General features: G+C 66.7%; 15 protein-coding genes. 5 read left to right on the top strand and 10 right to left on the bottom strand.

What is annotated here, in order from left to right; genetic code table 11:
* The first annotated feature begins 72 nt into the window (after positions 1-72).
* From CCK87_RS10625 to CCK87_RS10615, 3 genes are all read left to right on the top strand, one after another.
* On the top strand, positions 73-1,227 hold the full coding sequence (locus tag CCK87_RS10625; RefSeq protein ID WP_086461424.1) for a hypothetical protein: 1,155 nt from the start codon (positions 73-75) through the stop codon (positions 1,225-1,227).
* A 146-nt stretch (positions 1,228-1,373) separates the two neighbouring features.
* The gene (locus CCK87_RS10620) at positions 1,374-2,399 is read left to right on the top strand and encodes an NADPH:quinone reductase (RefSeq protein WP_086461988.1); all 1,026 of its coding nucleotides are present in this window, start codon (positions 1,374-1,376) and stop codon (positions 2,397-2,399) included.
* 158 nt (positions 2,400-2,557) lie between these two features.
* Complete coding sequence (locus CCK87_RS10615) at positions 2,558-3,052, top strand: nucleoside deaminase (RefSeq protein ID WP_086461423.1); 495 nt, start codon at positions 2,558-2,560, stop codon at positions 3,050-3,052.
* Positions 3,053-3,110: 58 nt separating this feature from the next.
* Here the strand turns inward: CCK87_RS10615 and CCK87_RS10610 are convergent, their stop codons facing one another.
* From CCK87_RS10610 to CCK87_RS18015, 4 genes are all read right to left on the bottom strand, one after another.
* Positions 3,111-3,731, bottom strand: coding sequence for a G5 domain-containing protein (locus tag CCK87_RS10610; protein WP_249273845.1), 621 nt, complete (start codon positions 3,729-3,731; stop codon positions 3,111-3,113).
* A gap of 173 nt (positions 3,732-3,904) precedes the next feature.
* The gene (locus CCK87_RS10605) at positions 3,905-4,345 is read right to left on the bottom strand and encodes a DUF805 domain-containing protein (RefSeq protein WP_170927246.1); all 441 of its coding nucleotides are present in this window, start codon (positions 4,343-4,345) and stop codon (positions 3,905-3,907) included.
* Between the two features lie 10 nt (positions 4,346-4,355).
* On the bottom strand, positions 4,356-5,390 hold the full coding sequence (locus tag CCK87_RS18265) for a hypothetical protein (RefSeq protein ID WP_170927245.1): 1,035 nt from the start codon (positions 5,388-5,390) through the stop codon (positions 4,356-4,358).
* Between the two features lie 38 nt (positions 5,391-5,428).
* Positions 5,429-5,602, bottom strand: a complete 174-nt coding sequence (locus tag CCK87_RS18015; RefSeq protein WP_170927244.1) for a hypothetical protein — start codon at positions 5,600-5,602, stop codon at positions 5,429-5,431.
* Between the two features lie 378 nt (positions 5,603-5,980).
* Between CCK87_RS18015 and CCK87_RS10595 the strand changes: the two genes are divergently transcribed.
* Together CCK87_RS10595 and CCK87_RS10590 are read left to right on the top strand one after the other, a co-directional pair.
* Complete coding sequence (locus tag CCK87_RS10595) at positions 5,981-6,910, top strand: NAD-dependent epimerase/dehydratase family protein (RefSeq protein WP_170927243.1); 930 nt, start codon at positions 5,981-5,983, stop codon at positions 6,908-6,910.
* Positions 6,911-6,953: 43 nt separating this feature from the next.
* Positions 6,954-7,586 carry a MerR family transcriptional regulator gene (locus CCK87_RS10590; protein ID WP_212638216.1) on the top strand — a complete coding sequence of 211 codons (633 nt, stop codon included), beginning with the start codon at positions 6,954-6,956 and terminating at the stop codon, positions 7,584-7,586.
* 297 nt (positions 7,587-7,883) lie between these two features.
* On the opposite strand, the gene CCK87_RS10585 is transcribed toward CCK87_RS10590, so the two are convergent.
* The 6 genes from CCK87_RS10585 to CCK87_RS10560 form a co-directional block, all read right to left on the bottom strand.
* The gene (locus tag CCK87_RS10585) at positions 7,884-9,368 is read right to left on the bottom strand and encodes a cryptochrome/photolyase family protein (RefSeq protein WP_249273844.1); all 1,485 of its coding nucleotides are present in this window, start codon (positions 9,366-9,368) and stop codon (positions 7,884-7,886) included.
* 183 nt (positions 9,369-9,551) lie between these two features.
* Positions 9,552-10,442: an amidohydrolase family protein gene (locus CCK87_RS10580; protein ID WP_086461418.1), complete on the bottom strand. Its 891-nt coding sequence runs from the start codon at positions 10,440-10,442 to the stop codon at positions 9,552-9,554.
* A complete protein-coding gene (locus tag CCK87_RS10575) occupies positions 10,435-11,355 on the bottom strand; it encodes an NAD(P)-dependent oxidoreductase (RefSeq protein ID WP_249273843.1) in 921 nt (306 codons plus the stop codon). The genes CCK87_RS10580 and CCK87_RS10575 overlap by 8 nt, the downstream gene beginning before the upstream one ends.
* Positions 11,352-12,365: an NAD(P)-dependent oxidoreductase gene (locus tag CCK87_RS10570; RefSeq protein WP_170927242.1), complete on the bottom strand. Its 1,014-nt coding sequence runs from the start codon at positions 12,363-12,365 to the stop codon at positions 11,352-11,354. Before CCK87_RS10570 ends, CCK87_RS10575 begins: the two co-directional genes overlap by 4 nt.
* A complete protein-coding gene (locus CCK87_RS10565) occupies positions 12,362-13,405 on the bottom strand; it encodes an ABC transporter permease (RefSeq protein ID WP_086461416.1) in 1,044 nt (347 codons plus the stop codon). Before CCK87_RS10565 ends, CCK87_RS10570 begins: the two co-directional genes overlap by 4 nt.
* On the bottom strand, positions 13,402-15,012 hold the full coding sequence (locus CCK87_RS10560; protein ID WP_086461415.1) for a sugar ABC transporter ATP-binding protein: 1,611 nt from the start codon (positions 15,010-15,012) through the stop codon (positions 13,402-13,404). Before CCK87_RS10560 ends, CCK87_RS10565 begins: the two co-directional genes overlap by 4 nt.
* Between the last annotated feature and the right edge of the window lie 27 nt (positions 15,013-15,039).

The raw sequence follows: 15,039 nt of genomic DNA, 5'->3' as shown, positions 1-15,039 counted from the left end.
TGCGCGGCCGGTCGGGCACCGCCCGGCCGGCGCAGGTCTCGCGCTGCATGTGAGCTCCCCTACGATGTGAGCATGTCGAGCCACGTTGGAAATCATGCCGGTCGTATCGCACAGCTTCCTCTGGCCAAAATCGACGTACGCGCGCGGCGACCGTCGACCGCTGAACTCGAGCAGAGAGTTCGCGTGGACGCGTCCGGCTCTGCGGCGGGAGTGAGCGTTGTTCGCGTCGCGCCGCTTCTCGCGGTGTTCGGAGCCGAGGGAAACCGGACGATTATCATCGGACGAACACTCGTAGTCGTGGATGCGCAAAACACGATATCTCTTGAAGCATCCGTCGCAGCGGCCTGGAAAGAAGAAGACGGCACGCGGGGATCGTTCGATGTCGTTGACCTGAGCCGCGACGACAAGCTATCGAACGCCTCCGCGTTAATCTCATCGATCATGCCCTTCCGCAAGCCATTGGCTGAAGCATCGAGCGAGGACGTCGCCGCGGGCATCGCCAAAGACCTGTGCGAAAAGTCCAGGGAGTCTGTTGCTGACATTCGTGACATTCGGTACTTTCTCGAACACGAATTGGCCAGGTCGAGCGCCGGAGACGCCTCTGACGTCGACCACACGACAATCGTTGCGTCACTGCTTCAACTCAACATCATCTGCGGGCGCACAGCCGACGAAGCCCGCGAGACAGAACGAGAGGGTCTCTGGGTGTACATAACTGATCCGGAGGCTTACCACTCCTACCGAGTGCTGCAAGAGCCAAAAATCATCAGCTGCGCCGAAGCGGCGACCGCGACCACACGAACATGGATGCGAATGCACGACGCCGCCATGCGCCAGTGCGGCGCGATGCGTTCCCTCTTGGAATCTGAGTCCATCGCGATTCGATCCCTGATCTCGTCGGCAACCAGCATCTCGAGCTCCAAGGAAGCAGACGCTCAGTCGCGATTCAACGTGCTTGCTGCGATCGCGTCGATCGGCCTCGGTCTGCCCGCTCTTGTGCTTGCGCTCTACGGCGCAAATGCGCTTGTCCCGATTACGACGATGCCGCGCCTTGCCGCTTTTGCACCCGTGATTGTGGCTCTTCTTGTTGCGGCCGGTCTCGCCATCCATCAAGGAATTCGCACCAAACGCGGGAACATCTGGATCTTTAGCGCTGCTGGAATCGTGGTCTTTCTGATCGTTCTTCTCGTCGCGGCAGGATTGCTCGCTCCGGAAACGAATCTCTAGCCGAATGCTGCCCTGACCTCGGGCACCGCCCTGTAAAGGGCTACTGCTCGCCCGTTTTCAGGAATAACGTCGCAGATGAGCGGTTTTCGTACGTGCCACCTCGGTTTTTCCTGCGTTGTGGCGAGAAGACAGAAATGAGGCACATCATGCGCGCAATCACGTACGCCCACACCGGAGATTCGAGCGTTCTCACACTCACCGAGCGCGAGAAAGCAGAACCCCAGAAGGGCGAGGTGCGGGTGCAGGTCGTCGTCTCGGGAGTGAACCCCACCGACTGGAAGTCCCGAGCGGGCGCCGGCGCCGGCAGCGGCGACTTCGACGTGCCGAAGGTCCCGAACCAGGATGGCGCGGGGGTCGTCGATGCGATCGGCGATGGCGTGACGGAGTTCTCGGTCGGCGATCGGGTCTGGCTGTGGGACGTGGCCTTCGGCACGAACATCGGCACCGCCCAGGAGTTCGTCACTCTGCCCGCGTCTCACGTCGTCGCGCTTCCCGAGAACGCGACGTTCGACGACGGCGCGAGCCTCGGCATCCCGGCTCTGACCGCGGCGCTGGCCCTCGCCGCCAACGAGAACCTGCCGCGTCGGCTGTCACCGGGCTCGCTCGAGGGTCGCGTCATCCTCGTATCGGGAGGAGCGGGCGCCGTGGGCCATGCGGCCATCCAGCTTGCAATCTGGGCCGGCGCCACGGTCATCACCACGGTCTCGTCCGACGAGAAGGCGGAACTCGCTCGCCGCGCGGGCGCCGAGCACATCATCAACTACAAGAACGACGATGTCGCTGCGGCCGTCAAGAAGCTCGCGCCGAAGGGCATCGACACGATCGTCGAGGTCAATCTGCAAGCTAATGCCGAGCTCGACGAGAAGATCATCTCGCGCGGCGGCACCATCGTGAGTTACGCCTCCGACGCAGACGATCGTGTGTCGCTGCCGATCGGACCGGCCATGGGTCGCAACGTGCGACTGCGTTTTCTGCTCACCTACACGGTGAGCGACGACGAGAAACAGGATGCGCTGGGCTCGGTCTCCGAGGCGCTGGCCGCGGGCGTCTTGGGCGCCGGCGAGGAGGCCGGGCTGCCGATCACACGGTTCTCGCTCGAGGAGACCGCGGCCGCGCACGACGCGGTGGAGTCGGGCGTCGTCGGCAAGGTGCTCATCGACGTCGCGGAGTAGCGGCGAGGTCTCGATACGGCCGCGAGCGGCCTACTCGACCAACGCAGGTCACGCGCCGATCGAGTAGCCGGCTCGACCAACGCGGTCACGCGCCGATCGAGTAGCCGGCTCGACCAACGAGCCGGGCGTATCGAGATCACATCCCCTAAATTGATCTCATGCCGACCTTCTCGACGACCGTCTCCGAGTCAGATCTTTCACACCTGCGCCGCGCGATCTTCGTGTCGATCGAGGCGAAGCAGCATGGCAACCACCCTTTCGGGGCCGTGCTCACCGACGAGGCCGGCGCGCAGGTGCTCGAGGCCGAGAACACCGTGGTCACGCACTCCGACGTCACGGGCCACGCTGAGACCAACCTCGTGCGCCTCGCGACGAAGCGGTATTCGCTCGCCGAGTTGCGCGGCTTCACCCTCTATACGAGCTGCGAGCCCTGCGCCATGTGCTCCGGCGCGATCTACTGGGCGGGCATCGGGCGCATGGTCTACGCCCTTCCCGAGCAGGATCTCATCCCCCTCGCCGGCGACGACCCCGAGAACCCGACCCTCGATCTGCCGAGCAGAGAGGTACTGGCCCGCGGTCAGCGCACCGTCGTGGTCGCCGGCCCGGCACTCGAAGAGCAGGCCTCCGAACCCCACCGCGGCTTTTGGAGCTGACCCGTGGACCGATCCGCGCTGGCTGAGACGCGACGGCTGATGCACTAGCCGGACGGCACTACTTGTCGCAGGCGACTCCGTCACCATCTCGGTCGAGGTCGTAGATGTCGGCGCCGACCACGTACACCGGCCCCGAAACGTAGGCGGGCCCGTTGCCGGAACCTCCGGCGCAGTCCACGTCGGATGCGATCGGCACGCAGGGACCGGAGTAGTTCGAATCGCATCCGCCGCCGTCGGCGATGGGAGCAGGTTCTGGAGCAGGCGGGGGCGGCGGCACCCGGGTGCCGACCGACGTGACCTGATCGACCGGGGCGACGCTCATCACGCTCGATACGACCGTACGGCCGGTCTCGACACCATCGACGGTCGTCACCGCCCAGGTCGTTGTCTTCGTGCCGTTCGATCCGTTCGTCGTGATCGCGCTCTGCCCCACATCGAGATTGCCGTCATCCACGGACACGGCACCGAAGGGGATGGGCTCCGACACATCGACGTTCTTGACCAGGATGACCGGCTTCGGAGTCGCCGTCGCAGTAGGGGTCGCGCTGGACTCTGCGACGAATCCCGCGGGCTCCGCCACGCCTCCGGCAGGCGATCCGGATGCGCACGACACCGTCGTGAACACGGTCGCCACCAGCGCCAGCCCGAAAACGATCGATCGAATACGCGAATGCGTCACAGAGGTCCCCTTGATGCGCCCCACTCATCCGCATCGATGCGATGCCGATCCGGAGCGTCGGTCGAGGCTATCCAAGTCGTGACGAGTTGTAACAGTCCCCCATCAGGGGCAGCTCAGCGCCGAGCCTCACCGCGGCTTCTGGCGCTGATGCGGCCCAGCAAACGCGCGCCGAGTCAGACGATCGGCGCATCCCGAACCGGCGCATCCTCGACGGTGGCCGGCGGCTTCGACGGGTCGCACATGCGAATAGCCATCAGAATCAGACCGACGATCGGCAGGAGCAGCCAGAAGAGCTGAGTCCACGCGTTGCCGCCGTCGCGTAGCCGGCGCACCGCCACGGCCAGCACGGGCACGACAGTTCCCAGCGCCCACAGAGCGGAGAACGGCCCATCGGCCGTGCCGTAGGGAACCCGCGGCACCGCATCGAACGCGCCCGTCGAGCCGGGCAGCATCATGTCGAAGATCTGGGTGGCGGAGTTCACCAGCACGACGAAGAGGATGAACCACCAGAACTCTGCGACCCCTGCACGACCGTTGAAGTCGGCGTACTTGCGAAAGCCGGTGCCGATAGCGGTTCCGAAAGACATACGGGGCGAGGTTGTCGTGAAGCTCATGTCTGGCACCCTACCGAACGCCTGTCGCGGCCGGCAGGTCATCGGGCTCCGCCGATCCGCGAGGCAATCCGACGTAACCGACGATGGCCGAACTGTCTGCGCTGTCCCCCACGGGCGACACGACCTGGAACGACGGTCGGCCCGATCCCTGCGTCCAGTACCGCTGATCGACGAGTCCGGCGAGACGATCCGCGAGCTTCTCGGCGTCGGCGCTCGCCTCGACATCCACGGTCACCGACGATCGCTCCGCGGCGGCATCGCCCGTCGGCAGGAGAGCCTCTCCCGAGGAGAACGAGATCGAGCGCACCGTGCGCTCTGCGGCGAGCCGGGTGATTTCCTCGATCATCGAAGACGAGGGCGCCAGGGCGCCGAGCTCGAGGTGCACCCCGTCTGAGCCATCGCCCGACCACGACTCACCCGAGTCGATCGGGGCGATGAGGGACGGATTCTGCAATGCGCCGACGCCGAACCCGGGGACCGCGCGGATCGCCGTCGCCACCTCGGGCCACTCGTCGAGCCCGACCGCCTCCACCCTCGGAGGCTTGTCATCTCGCCCGACGGTCACCCGGCTCACACCGTCGACGGCCGACAACTCTCGCGCGGCCGTCACCCGTTCGGCCGCGACCCCGGCGTGCAGGTCCTCGTCGAAGAGAATCTCCGTATCCACGTCACCCGCGAGCTGCGGCGCGACGATCTCCGCGGTGATCTGCGCATCCGGCCGAGCCTGCACGAGCGCGTCGACGACCGCGTCGGCCGCGCGCTCGAGGTCGGGCCCACCGGCGGCGGTCTTCACCGTGAGGATCACCACCCAGGCGTCGGGTTCGGAGATCGACCCCTCGCCACGGTAGTCGCGCAGAGTCACCTCGGTCGAAACCGACGCGACGCCCGGCGCTCCCGAGAGCGACTCCTCGGCGGTGGCAGCTGCGGCCGACACGGACTCGGGTGCCTTGGGCAGCAGAACAGAGCATCCGGCGAGGCCCGACGCGAGCACCGTCGATCCGAGAAGAACAGCGGCGAACACTCTTGCCCTGCGTCGCCACGTCATGATTCGACCGTATCGAAGAACCGGCCGCACCTGCACCGTCACCACGAGTCGCGGTGCAGCTCCTGATCGACGACGGCCTCGCGATCGGCCAGCCGTCGCAGCCCGCTGAGCGGCTGCGCCATGCGGTGGTTGTGCCGGATGCGCGGCTCGACCCGGTCGAGAAATGCCCAGTACCCGGCGGTGAACGGGCACGCGTTCTCGCCGAGGCGCACCTTGGGATTGAATTCGCACCCGCCGCAATAGGGCGTGGGCAAGCGCCCGCCACGAAGGCGTCCCCGCGATATGAAGCCAACTGAATCCGTGTGGAGGTGGGCTCCCTACAAACCGGTGTTTATTTATGGATACTTTTACTGTCCGATAGCATTAGTATCTATTCTGACGAGCTTCTGGTTCGTCCATCGCTGGGATGTTGAACGAAGGATCAGCGCGCATCTCGACTATCGAAAAGCCGTTCCCGGTCACGTTTGTCCGGTCGCAAAGTGTGGCGGCATGACCCGGTCCGGCTGGAAGGTACTAGTCCTCGCGATGCGCGAACGCGCCCTCCGCACACAACCATCCGCAACCATCTCCTACAGAATCGACTCAGAACAGTGAAGAACTATCTCGTCCTCGGTGCTGGCACCGTCGGTACCCTCCTCGCAACCCGCCTAGCAGAGCTTGGACACAACGTTGCCGTTGCCAGCCGCTCCGGTTCAACCGCGCGCGGAGCGAAGGCTCTTCAGATCGATGCGGCCGACGCCGTTGCCGTCTCCTCGGCCTCCGCCGGTGTCGACACGATCTTTCTTGCAACCAGCCCGACTCAGTACCACCGGTGGGAATCGCTGTGGCCACCTATGTTCACCGCTGCGATCGAGGCCGCCAGGACAAGTCAAGCGAAGCTGGTGATGGTCGGCAACCTCTACGCCTACGGCGAGAACACCACAATGCCTATGACAGAGACGAGCCCGCTTCTCACGAACGAGACGAAAGGGCTCGTCCGTAAGGCAGGCTGGGAGCTCGCGCGAGAAGCGACTGCGCGAGGAGAAATCCGTGCTGCCGAGGTTCGCGCGAGCGACTACTTCGGGCCGGGCGCCGGCAAGCACGCCCAACTCGGCAGCGGATTCTTCGCCCCCGTCCTCCGCGGCAAGTCCGTGAAGGTGTTCGGCGATCCCGACGTCGCCCACAGCTGGACGTATCTCGAGGACATCGTCTCCACCCTCATCGCCGCCAGCGACCACGCCGGCAACTGGGGTCGAGCGTGGCACGTGCCAACGAACGCTCCCCTTACCCGCACCCATATCGCCAATCAAGTCAACCGACTAACCGGGCGGCATGCGTCGCTGGAGCCCTACTCCAGCGCGCTCCTCCGCACCCTTGGAGTGTTCTCCCCGTCGATCAGAGCCGCAAACGATTCGGCCTATCAGGTGAACAAGCCGTTCATCCTCGACTCGAGCGACACCGAATCGTTGCTAGGCGTGCAGCCGACCCCGTGGGATGACGCACTCGCGACCACCGTCGACTGGTACCGACAGAATGCATGAGACGCCCGACGCAGATGCCACCGCCTCGCCTAGGCTGACTTGCATGAAAATGGCAGAGCTAGGCCGCCGATCCGGGATCCCCGTAGCCACCATCAAGTTCTACCTCCGCGAAGGGCTCCTCCCGGCGGGCGAGTACCGCCTCCCCAACCAGGCCACCTACACCGACGAACACCTACGTCGGCTCACAATGATCCGCGCGCTTCTGGAAGTTGGCGGCCTCAGCATCGCAGCCGCGAAACGCGTCTTGCACGCAATCGACTCCGACATGCCGTTAGCCGAGACGTTCGAAGTCGCCCAGCAAGCAATCTCCGAAACACCCGACCCGTCAACACTGAACCCCGCAGCACTCGCAATCGTTGACGACATCACTCGCGGGTGGCATATGTTCCCAGAGAACCCAGGACGCCTCGCCGCCGCGCGCGCAATCGACACCTTCTGGAGCATCGGACAAGAAGACACCCACGGCTGGTTCGCGCAGTACGCCAAAGCGGCCATGTTCGCCGCCGAAGCCGACATCGATGAACTCCAAGCCCGAACCGGCCGAGACGCACAAGCCGAGACCGTGATCGTCGGCACACTACTCGGAGACGCCCTCTTCGCCGCACTACACCGCGCCGCCCAAGAGCACGTCACATCACTTCGGTTCACCACTGACCACAACCACCACGAGGTGTAGCGCTCGGGGAGGGTGCCCTTCTGGGGAACGCGTGTGGCTCGGCGACCAGCTTCAGGTACTGGAGCGCCACCGCCAGGTCGGGACGTGACTGCGGGCGTGGAGCGCGCCGACAGTGGCCGTTCATCGACAGGGACACAGCCCTGAGATCGACCGCAGCCACCGGTATCAGTGGGGTCACGTGCCCGCTCGGTCCGAGCGATTGGCCCTTAGTCTTGACGCAGGTTTTCGGCGTGTGTGTATGTGTGTGAGCCGGTAGGACTTTTCGACCGTATCGAAGAACCGGCGGCATATGCACCGTCACCACGACTCGCGGTGCAGCTCCTGATCGACGACGGCCTCGCGATCGGCCAGTCGTCGCAGCCCGCTGAGCGGCTGCGCCATGCGGTGGTTGTGCCGGATGCGCGGCTCGACCCGGTCGAGAAACGCCCAGTACCCGGCGGTGAACGGGCACGCGTTCTCGCCGAGGCGCACCTTGGGATTGAACTCGCACCCGCCGCAATAGTCCGACATCCGGTCGATGTACGCCCCACCCGAGACGTAGGGCTTCGTCGCCACGATGCCTCCGTCGGCGTGCTGCGACATGCCGATCACGTTCGCGGGCATCACCCACGGCGTGCCGTCGACGAACATATCGACGAACCAGTCGTTCAGCTCCACCGGGTCGTAGCCGTGCTGCAACGCCCAGTTTCCGAGCACCATCAGGCGCTGGATGTGATGGGCCCAGCCGTGCCTGCGCATCCCGTCGATCGTCTCCCGCAGACAGTTCGACCGGATGGCCGCCGCGTCGAGAAGCCGGAATTGCTCGGGAAGCGGCCTGCGCGCATCCAGAGCGTTGTTACTGGTGCGGTAGCCCTCGCCGAGATACCAGTAGAGGTGCCAGACGTAGTCGCGCCATCCCATGATCTGTCGCACGAAGCCCTCGACGCTCGAGAGCGGAGCGCGGCCGGCGGCGTGCTCGGCCTCGACGGTCTCTATGGCGTGCAGCGGGTCGAGCAGGCCGAGGTTCATCGGGGCGCTGAGCAGGGAGTGCGACATCGTCCAATCGCCTGAGAGCATGGCGTCTTCGAAGGGACCGAAGTCGTTCAGGCGCACCTCGACGAAGTCGGCGAGCGCCTGCTCCGCCTCGGCGGCGGTTGCGGCGAAGCGACGCGGGCCGTCGTCGCCGACGAGCTGCACGGCGCCCTCGCTCTGCCATCGGTCGAGGTCGGCACGCACCTCGTCGTCGATCTCGTCTTCGACGGGCCACCACGGATCGGGAAGCCCGAGACCGGCGGCGTTCTTCGGCGGCGGGTTTCGGTTGTCGTGATCGAAGTTGAACTTGCCACCCTCGGGCTGATCACCGCGCATCAGCACGCCCGTTCGCTCGCGCACGCCGCGGTAGAAGTCCTCGAGCAAGAGGCGTTTGCCCTGGCGCGAGTCGGCCCAGGCGGCGAAGTCGGTCTCGCTCGTCACGAAGCCGCGGCTCGGCAGAACATGGATGCCTCGCTCGCGCACGAAGCGCCGCGCAGCCCACGAGGTGGGATCGATCACCTCGAGGTCGTCGCCGCTGCTTCTGCTGTCGAACACGTCGGAGTAGCGCTCGACCCGGTGGTACTCGACGCGATCGCCGAGTTCGGCGGCGCGGTGCCGCATCGCCGAGAGCAGCAGATGCGCCTTGGCCCGGTGCATCGGCCGCCGCCCGAATACGGAGCGGGCCTCCACGATCATCATGGGGCCGCCGTCGTCGAAGAGCGGGCCGAGCTGTCCGGCGAAGATCCAGCGGGTGCGGGCAGAGGAGGTCACGGGCTCAGACTAGGCCGACGGCCCCGCGCGGCCGCCGCCGTTGACAACGTTGGCGTCCACAAGGCCGGCATCGGCGCTGCTATTCAGGCAGAACAGGGCGGCCGCGTGCGAAAACGTCGTCTGCAGCCGATTTCTCCTGAATTGCAGCGCCGCTCGCCCGACGAAAGCGCCGCCGAACACGAATCACAGCCGATACGCCCGCGTCGCAGTCCCGACGAACAGCTCCCGCCGCTCCTCCTCCGATAGGTCCGCCGTGAGCTCGTCGAAGGCGCCGAACAAGTCCCCGAAACTGGAGTAGAGGCTGTCGACAGGAAAGTTGCTGCCGAACATCGTGCGCGACGGCCCGAAGATCTCTATGGTCTCGAGTACGAAGGGCGCGATCGACTCCCTCGTCCAGTCGTGGTCGTTCGTGCCTAGCGCCGACACCTTGGTCACCACATTCTCGCGGGCCGCGAGCGCCCGCATTCCCGTCGCCCACTCCGCGCGCGACGACCGATCGCGCCCGATGGGCATGCCCGCGTGGTCGAGCACGATGCTCACCTCGGGGTACTCGGCCGCCAGCTCGGCGGCCTCCAGCAGCTGCGACGGAAACACCTGCAGATCGAACGACAACCCGAGCTCGGACAGTGACGCGAAGTTCGTCCGCCACACGGGGTCGGTCATGATGCCGGCGCGATCGCGGTGCGTGTAGACCGGGTCGGGGTGCCAGTTCAGGATGTCGCGGATGCCGCGCACGATGCCGACCTCGGCGTGCGCGCGCAGCTGCGCCGCGGCATCCGGGTCGAGCAGCGAGACCTTCGCGACGTGAGCGCTCGGCAAGCCCCGCTCGGCGGCCACGGCGGCGATCCAACGGGTCTCGTCTTCAGGCGAGAGGGCGCCGTTCTCGATGTGCACCGAGCCGACGAGTTCGAAGCCGCGCGTGTCGGCGAGGTAGTCGTCGAGCGAGTACGAGCGGCGCAGCGGACGGTCGTCGCCGTGATAGCGAAACGGCTCGGCCGGCCCCTCGAGCCAGGGATAGGACCGGCTCAGGTCGGTGAGGTGGTGGTGAGCGTCGATGATCTGCAACTCAGTCATTCTTCGCTCCGTGCTCCTCGATCGTCAGGTAGACCCCCGTGTGGTCGAGCTCGCCGCGACCCGAGTCGATCATCTCCTCGAACAGCCCGGTCACAGCCGAGGTGACCGGCAGCTCGAGCCCGCGCGCCCGCGCAGCCTCGTCGATGAAGCGCAGGTCCTTCAGCTGATTCGTGGCGCTGCCGCCGGCCGCGAAGTCCTCGTCGATGAAGTTCTGCCCCTTCTGCTGCAGCACCGCCGTGGCGGCGAGCCCTCCCTGCAGAAGCTCACGCAGCACGGCGAGATCGAGATCCGCTGAGCGGGCCAGCAGCATCGCCTCCGACACCGCCGTCACCACCCCGGCGACGACGATCTGGTTGCACGCCTTCGCGAGGGCGCCGGCTCCGCTCGGACCCAGAACGCGCACGGTCGTGCCCATGTGCTCGAAGAGAGGAAGAACCCTCGGCAGCACCGCCTGGTCTGCGCCGACCATGATGCTGAGCGTGCCGTCGCGCGCGCCGATCGTGCCGCCGCTCAACGGCGCATCCACAACAGAGACGCCGTGCAGCCGCATCATCTCGGCGGCGAAGTCGGCAACGGCCACGGGTGAGACCGTTCCGTGCACCACGAGCACCGGATGCTCGATGCCGCGTTCCGCCCACCCGGCCAGCAACCCGTCGGCACCGTCAAGCAGCCCCCGAACCTGCGCGAGATCGGGCAGCACGGTCAGCGTCACCTCGGCTGCTGCTTCGCGCGGCGTGCTCGCGACGACGGCGCCGAGCGCAGCCAGGCCATCGGCCTTGGATGCCGTGCGATTCCACACGGTCAGCTCTCCGAGAGCGGCCAGCAGGCTGCGCGCCATCGGCTCGCCCATCGGGCCGAGCCCGAGCAGCGAGACCGGTGCCGACGAGCGGCCGGATGCCTCGGCGACGGTCACGCGCGCGCCTCGCGCCGTGCGCGGCCCGGCTCGGCGCCGGGCTCGAAGCCGGGCTCGCGGCCAGGCTCGAAACCGGGCTCGAAGTCGCTCAGGTCGACGAGCTGCTCCGGCGCCACCTCGTCGAGCAGCACCGAGGCCTCGAAGCCGAGCAACTCGCGTGAGCGACGCAACTCGAGCCCAACTCCGCGCCCCGCGATGGGTCGACGCACGACCGACGACGCGAACAGATCGAGCGCCTCCTCTGTGGGGGTCGTCAGATAGGTAAGGGGCGCGGCGACGAGGATCCCCGGCGCGGGCGGTGTGTCACGCAGGAGCGCGGCGACGATCGAGCGCCCAGCGTCCGAGACATCGAGGTAGCTCCACCCCTCGGCGGCCTGGCGTCGAGGGTCGCCGGCGAGAGCCGCCCTCACGTGCGCGCCGAAGACGCGCCCGCCGTCGACGGTGATGTCTCGCACCAGCGGGAAGCGCAGTCCCGTGATGGAGACGCCCCAGCGGGCCGCGACCATGCGGGCGGCGTCTTCGCCGGCGAGCTTCGAGAGGGAGTACTCGTCGGAGATGTGCGGGGCCGCGTCTTCGTCGTAGGGGAAGACGGGAGGCAGCACCTCGTCGCTTCCGAGCGGGTACCCGTTCGCGTTGATGCTCGACGCGTAGACGATCTTGCGCACTCCCGCAGCGGCGGCCTCGGCCAGCACCGTGAACGTTCCGATCGTGTTGACCCGGTAGGTCTCGACGGCGTCGGCCATGCCCAGGCCTGCGTACCCGCCCAGGTGCACCACGGCATCCATGTCTGCGACCGCGGAACGCACGGCGGCCTGCTCGGTGACGTCGCCGGCGATGAACGTGACCGATTCACGCGCGGAACCTAGAGCATCCGCACGATCGAAGACCGTGACCCGAGCGCCCTCGGCGAGCAGCGCCGACACGGCCGCCCGGCCGATGAGCCCGGAGCCGCCGGTCACGAGGACGGCGGCGCCGTCGAGCGACGCGAGCGGCCCGGCCGCGCCCGTCACGAACGCACGGCCGAGGTCGACGCGGTCGGCGGAGCCGCGGTGAGGTCTTTCTTGTTGCTGCGCTTCAGCATGGGCCAGCCCTTGCTGCCCTGATCGAGCGACACGGCGATGAGCACCACGAGTCCGGTGACGATCTGCTCGTAGAAGCTCGGAACGTTCAGCAGAACGAGGCCATTGGTGAGCGCGCCGAGGATGACGGCGCCGACGAGGGTTCCCGCGATGCGGCCCTCACCGCCCATGAGGTTCGCGCCGCCGATCACGGCCGCGGCGATGGCGGTCAGCTGATACGGCGACCCTGCGTCGGGTTGCGCCGCGTTGATGCGGGCCACGATCACGAGGCCACCCAGCGCCGAGAGGCCACCGGCCAGGCAGTAGACGGCGATCTTGACGCGGTGCACGCGCACCCCCGAGAGCCAGGCCGTCTCTTCGCTGCCGCCCACGGCGATCACGTTCTGGCCGAAGACGGTCTTGCGCAAAAGCAAGCCCGCGCCGACGGCGACGACGGCCACCACGATGACGACGACCGGGATTCCGACGACGTAGCTGTTCAGAAGCAGCACGAACTCCTTCGGCACGTCGTAGACCGGCTTTCCGTTCGTCGCGACGTAGGCGCAGCCCTGAAAGACACTCATCGTTCCGAGGGTGGCGATGAACGGAGGGAGTCGGAGCTTGGTGATGAGCAGCCCGTTCACAGCGCCGCACACGATACCGAGGATGATGCCCGCGATCAGGCCCATGGCCGGAGGGATGCCACCGTTCACCATGAGCGTCGCGCTGACGATGCCTACGAAGCTGGCGATGGCGCCGACCGACAGATCGATGCCGCCGGTGATGATCACGAAGGTGAGACCGATGCCGATGATGGCGTTGACGCTGGCCGAGACCGCGACATCGCGCAGGTTGCCCGCGGTCAGGAAGTTGGGATTGAGGAGCCCCAGCACGATGAAGAGAACGATCGCGGCGATGTAGATGCCGAGCGCCTGAAAGTTGATCTGCCGGCGGGGTCGCAGGGCGATCCCGTCTGGGGTTGCGCTGCTCATGATGTTCCTTTCGCTGCGCCGAAAGCGTCGGCGCCGGTGTCTGCGGGGTCAATACGGTCTGAGGAGGGGACGGAAGCAGCGGGTGCTGCGTCGTTCTGTGACGACTGCGGCGACTCCGACGAGACGCCCATGGCGTTGGCCACGATGCTGTGCTCGTTGATGTCGGCGCCGGTGTGCTCGGAGACGAACTCTCCGGCCCGCATCACGAGCACGCGGTCGCTGATCGAGATGATCTCGGGCAGGTCGCTCGAGACCACGATCACGGCGTTGCCCTCCGAGGCGAGCTGGTCGATGAGCTCGTAGATCTCGACCTTGCCGCCGACGTCGACGCCCTTGGTGGGCTCGTCGAAGAGGTAGACGGTGGCGCCCAGCCAGATCCATTTCGCGATCACCAGCTTCTGCTGGTTTCCGCCCGAGAACTGCCGGGCATTCAGCGAGACGTTCGCCGGCCGCAGCGACATGCGCTTGCCCATCGCCTCGGCCATCGCGATCTGCTTCTTCTTGCTGATGAACGGGCCGAAGCCGTTGAGCTGACCGTCGGCGGTGAGGGCGACGTTGGCGTAGGCCGGAGTCTGCAGCACGAGGCCCTGCGCCTTGCGATCCTCGGGGATGAAGGCGATGCCGGCCGTGCGGCTGTCGCGCGGAGAGCGGATCTTCACCGGCTTGCCCGCGATGCTCACGCTGCTGCGCGATCCCTCGTCGGCCCGGATGATCGACCGGAGGAACTCGGTGCGACCAGAGCCGACGAGTCCGGCGATGCCGACCACCTCGCCCTTTCTGACCGAGATCGACAGCGGCGCGCTGGAGGTGGCGTGGCTCACGCCGCTCGCCTCGAAGTGCACGGGCGCCGCGGGATCGACCGGATGCTGCCGCTCGAACGAGAGCAGCTCGCGACCGACCATGCGGCGCACGATGTCGTCTGACGAGGTCTCGGTGATCGGTCTGTCGAAGGCGGGTTTGCCGTCGCGCAGCACGACGACGGTATCGGAGACGCTCATGACCTCGGGCATCTTGTGCGACACGTAGATAACGCCGACGCCGCGACCGTGGGCGATCTCGCGGACCCGCGAAAGCACCTCGGCCACGTTGTGCTCGAGCATGCTCGTGGTCGGCTCGTCGAGCGCGACGATCTTCGCACCGAAGGCGAAGGCGCGGGCGATCGTGAGCGCATGCCGCTGTGCGGGACTCAGCCGCGAGACGGGCGTGCGCGCATCCATCGGGAAGCCCATCTGCGCCACGTCTTTCAGCGCCCGGTCGATGTCGTCGGCCGACGCCTTGCGCTGCTGGCGGGTGAGGCCGAGCAGCAGGTTCTGTTCGACGCTCAACTGCGGCACGATGGCCGGCTCCTGCTGGGCGATGCGCACACCCTCGGCGAGGGCGCGGCGCGACGTGTACTCCATGCGGCGCACACCGTCGATGGTGATGGAGCCGCGGTCGGGTCGCAGCGCGCCACCGAGGATTCCCAGAAGGGTGCTCTTGCCTGCGCCGTTCTCTCCGGCGAGGGTGCGGATCTCTCCGCGTTCGAGCGTGAAGCTCACGCCGTCGAGTGCGCGCACTCCCGGAAATGATTTGGCGATGTCGCGAACCACGAGCAAGTGCTCGGCCATGGTTCACCTTTCTATGCGTCGGTCTGG

It is taken from the genome of Agreia sp. VKM Ac-1783 (assembly GCF_900177765.1).
Taxonomy (GTDB): domain Bacteria; phylum Actinomycetota; class Actinomycetes; order Actinomycetales; family Microbacteriaceae; genus Agreia.
This window is presented reverse-complemented; position numbering and strand designations above follow the sequence as displayed.

Bases quoted from the DNA above. Each gene is read 5' to 3' on its own strand.
- CCK87_RS10580 (WP_086461418.1), bottom strand. From the start codon at position 10,442: ATGACTGAGTTGCAGATCATCGACGCTCACCACCACCTCACCGACCTG.
- CCK87_RS10625 (WP_086461424.1), top strand. From the start codon at position 73: ATGTCGAGCCACGTTGGAAATCATGCCGGTCGTATCGCACAGCTTCCT.
- CCK87_RS10605 (WP_170927246.1), bottom strand. From the start codon at position 4,345: ATGAGCTTCACGACAACCTCGCCCCGTATGTCTTTCGGAACCGCTATC.
- CCK87_RS10565 (WP_086461416.1), bottom strand. From the start codon at position 13,405: ATGAGCAGCGCAACCCCAGACGGGATCGCCCTGCGACCCCGCCGGCAG.
- CCK87_RS18265 (WP_170927245.1), bottom strand. From the start codon at position 5,390: ATGACGTGGCGACGCAGGGCAAGAGTGTTCGCCGCTGTTCTTCTCGGA.
- CCK87_RS10590 (WP_212638216.1), top strand. From the start codon at position 6,954: ATGAAAATGGCAGAGCTAGGCCGCCGATCCGGGATCCCCGTAGCCACC.
- CCK87_RS10615 (WP_086461423.1), top strand. From the start codon at position 2,558: ATGCCGACCTTCTCGACGACCGTCTCCGAGTCAGATCTTTCACACCTG.
- CCK87_RS10560 (WP_086461415.1), bottom strand. From the start codon at position 15,012: ATGGCCGAGCACTTGCTCGTGGTTCGCGACATCGCCAAATCATTTCCG.
- CCK87_RS10620 (WP_086461988.1), top strand. From the start codon at position 1,374: ATGCGCGCAATCACGTACGCCCACACCGGAGATTCGAGCGTTCTCACA.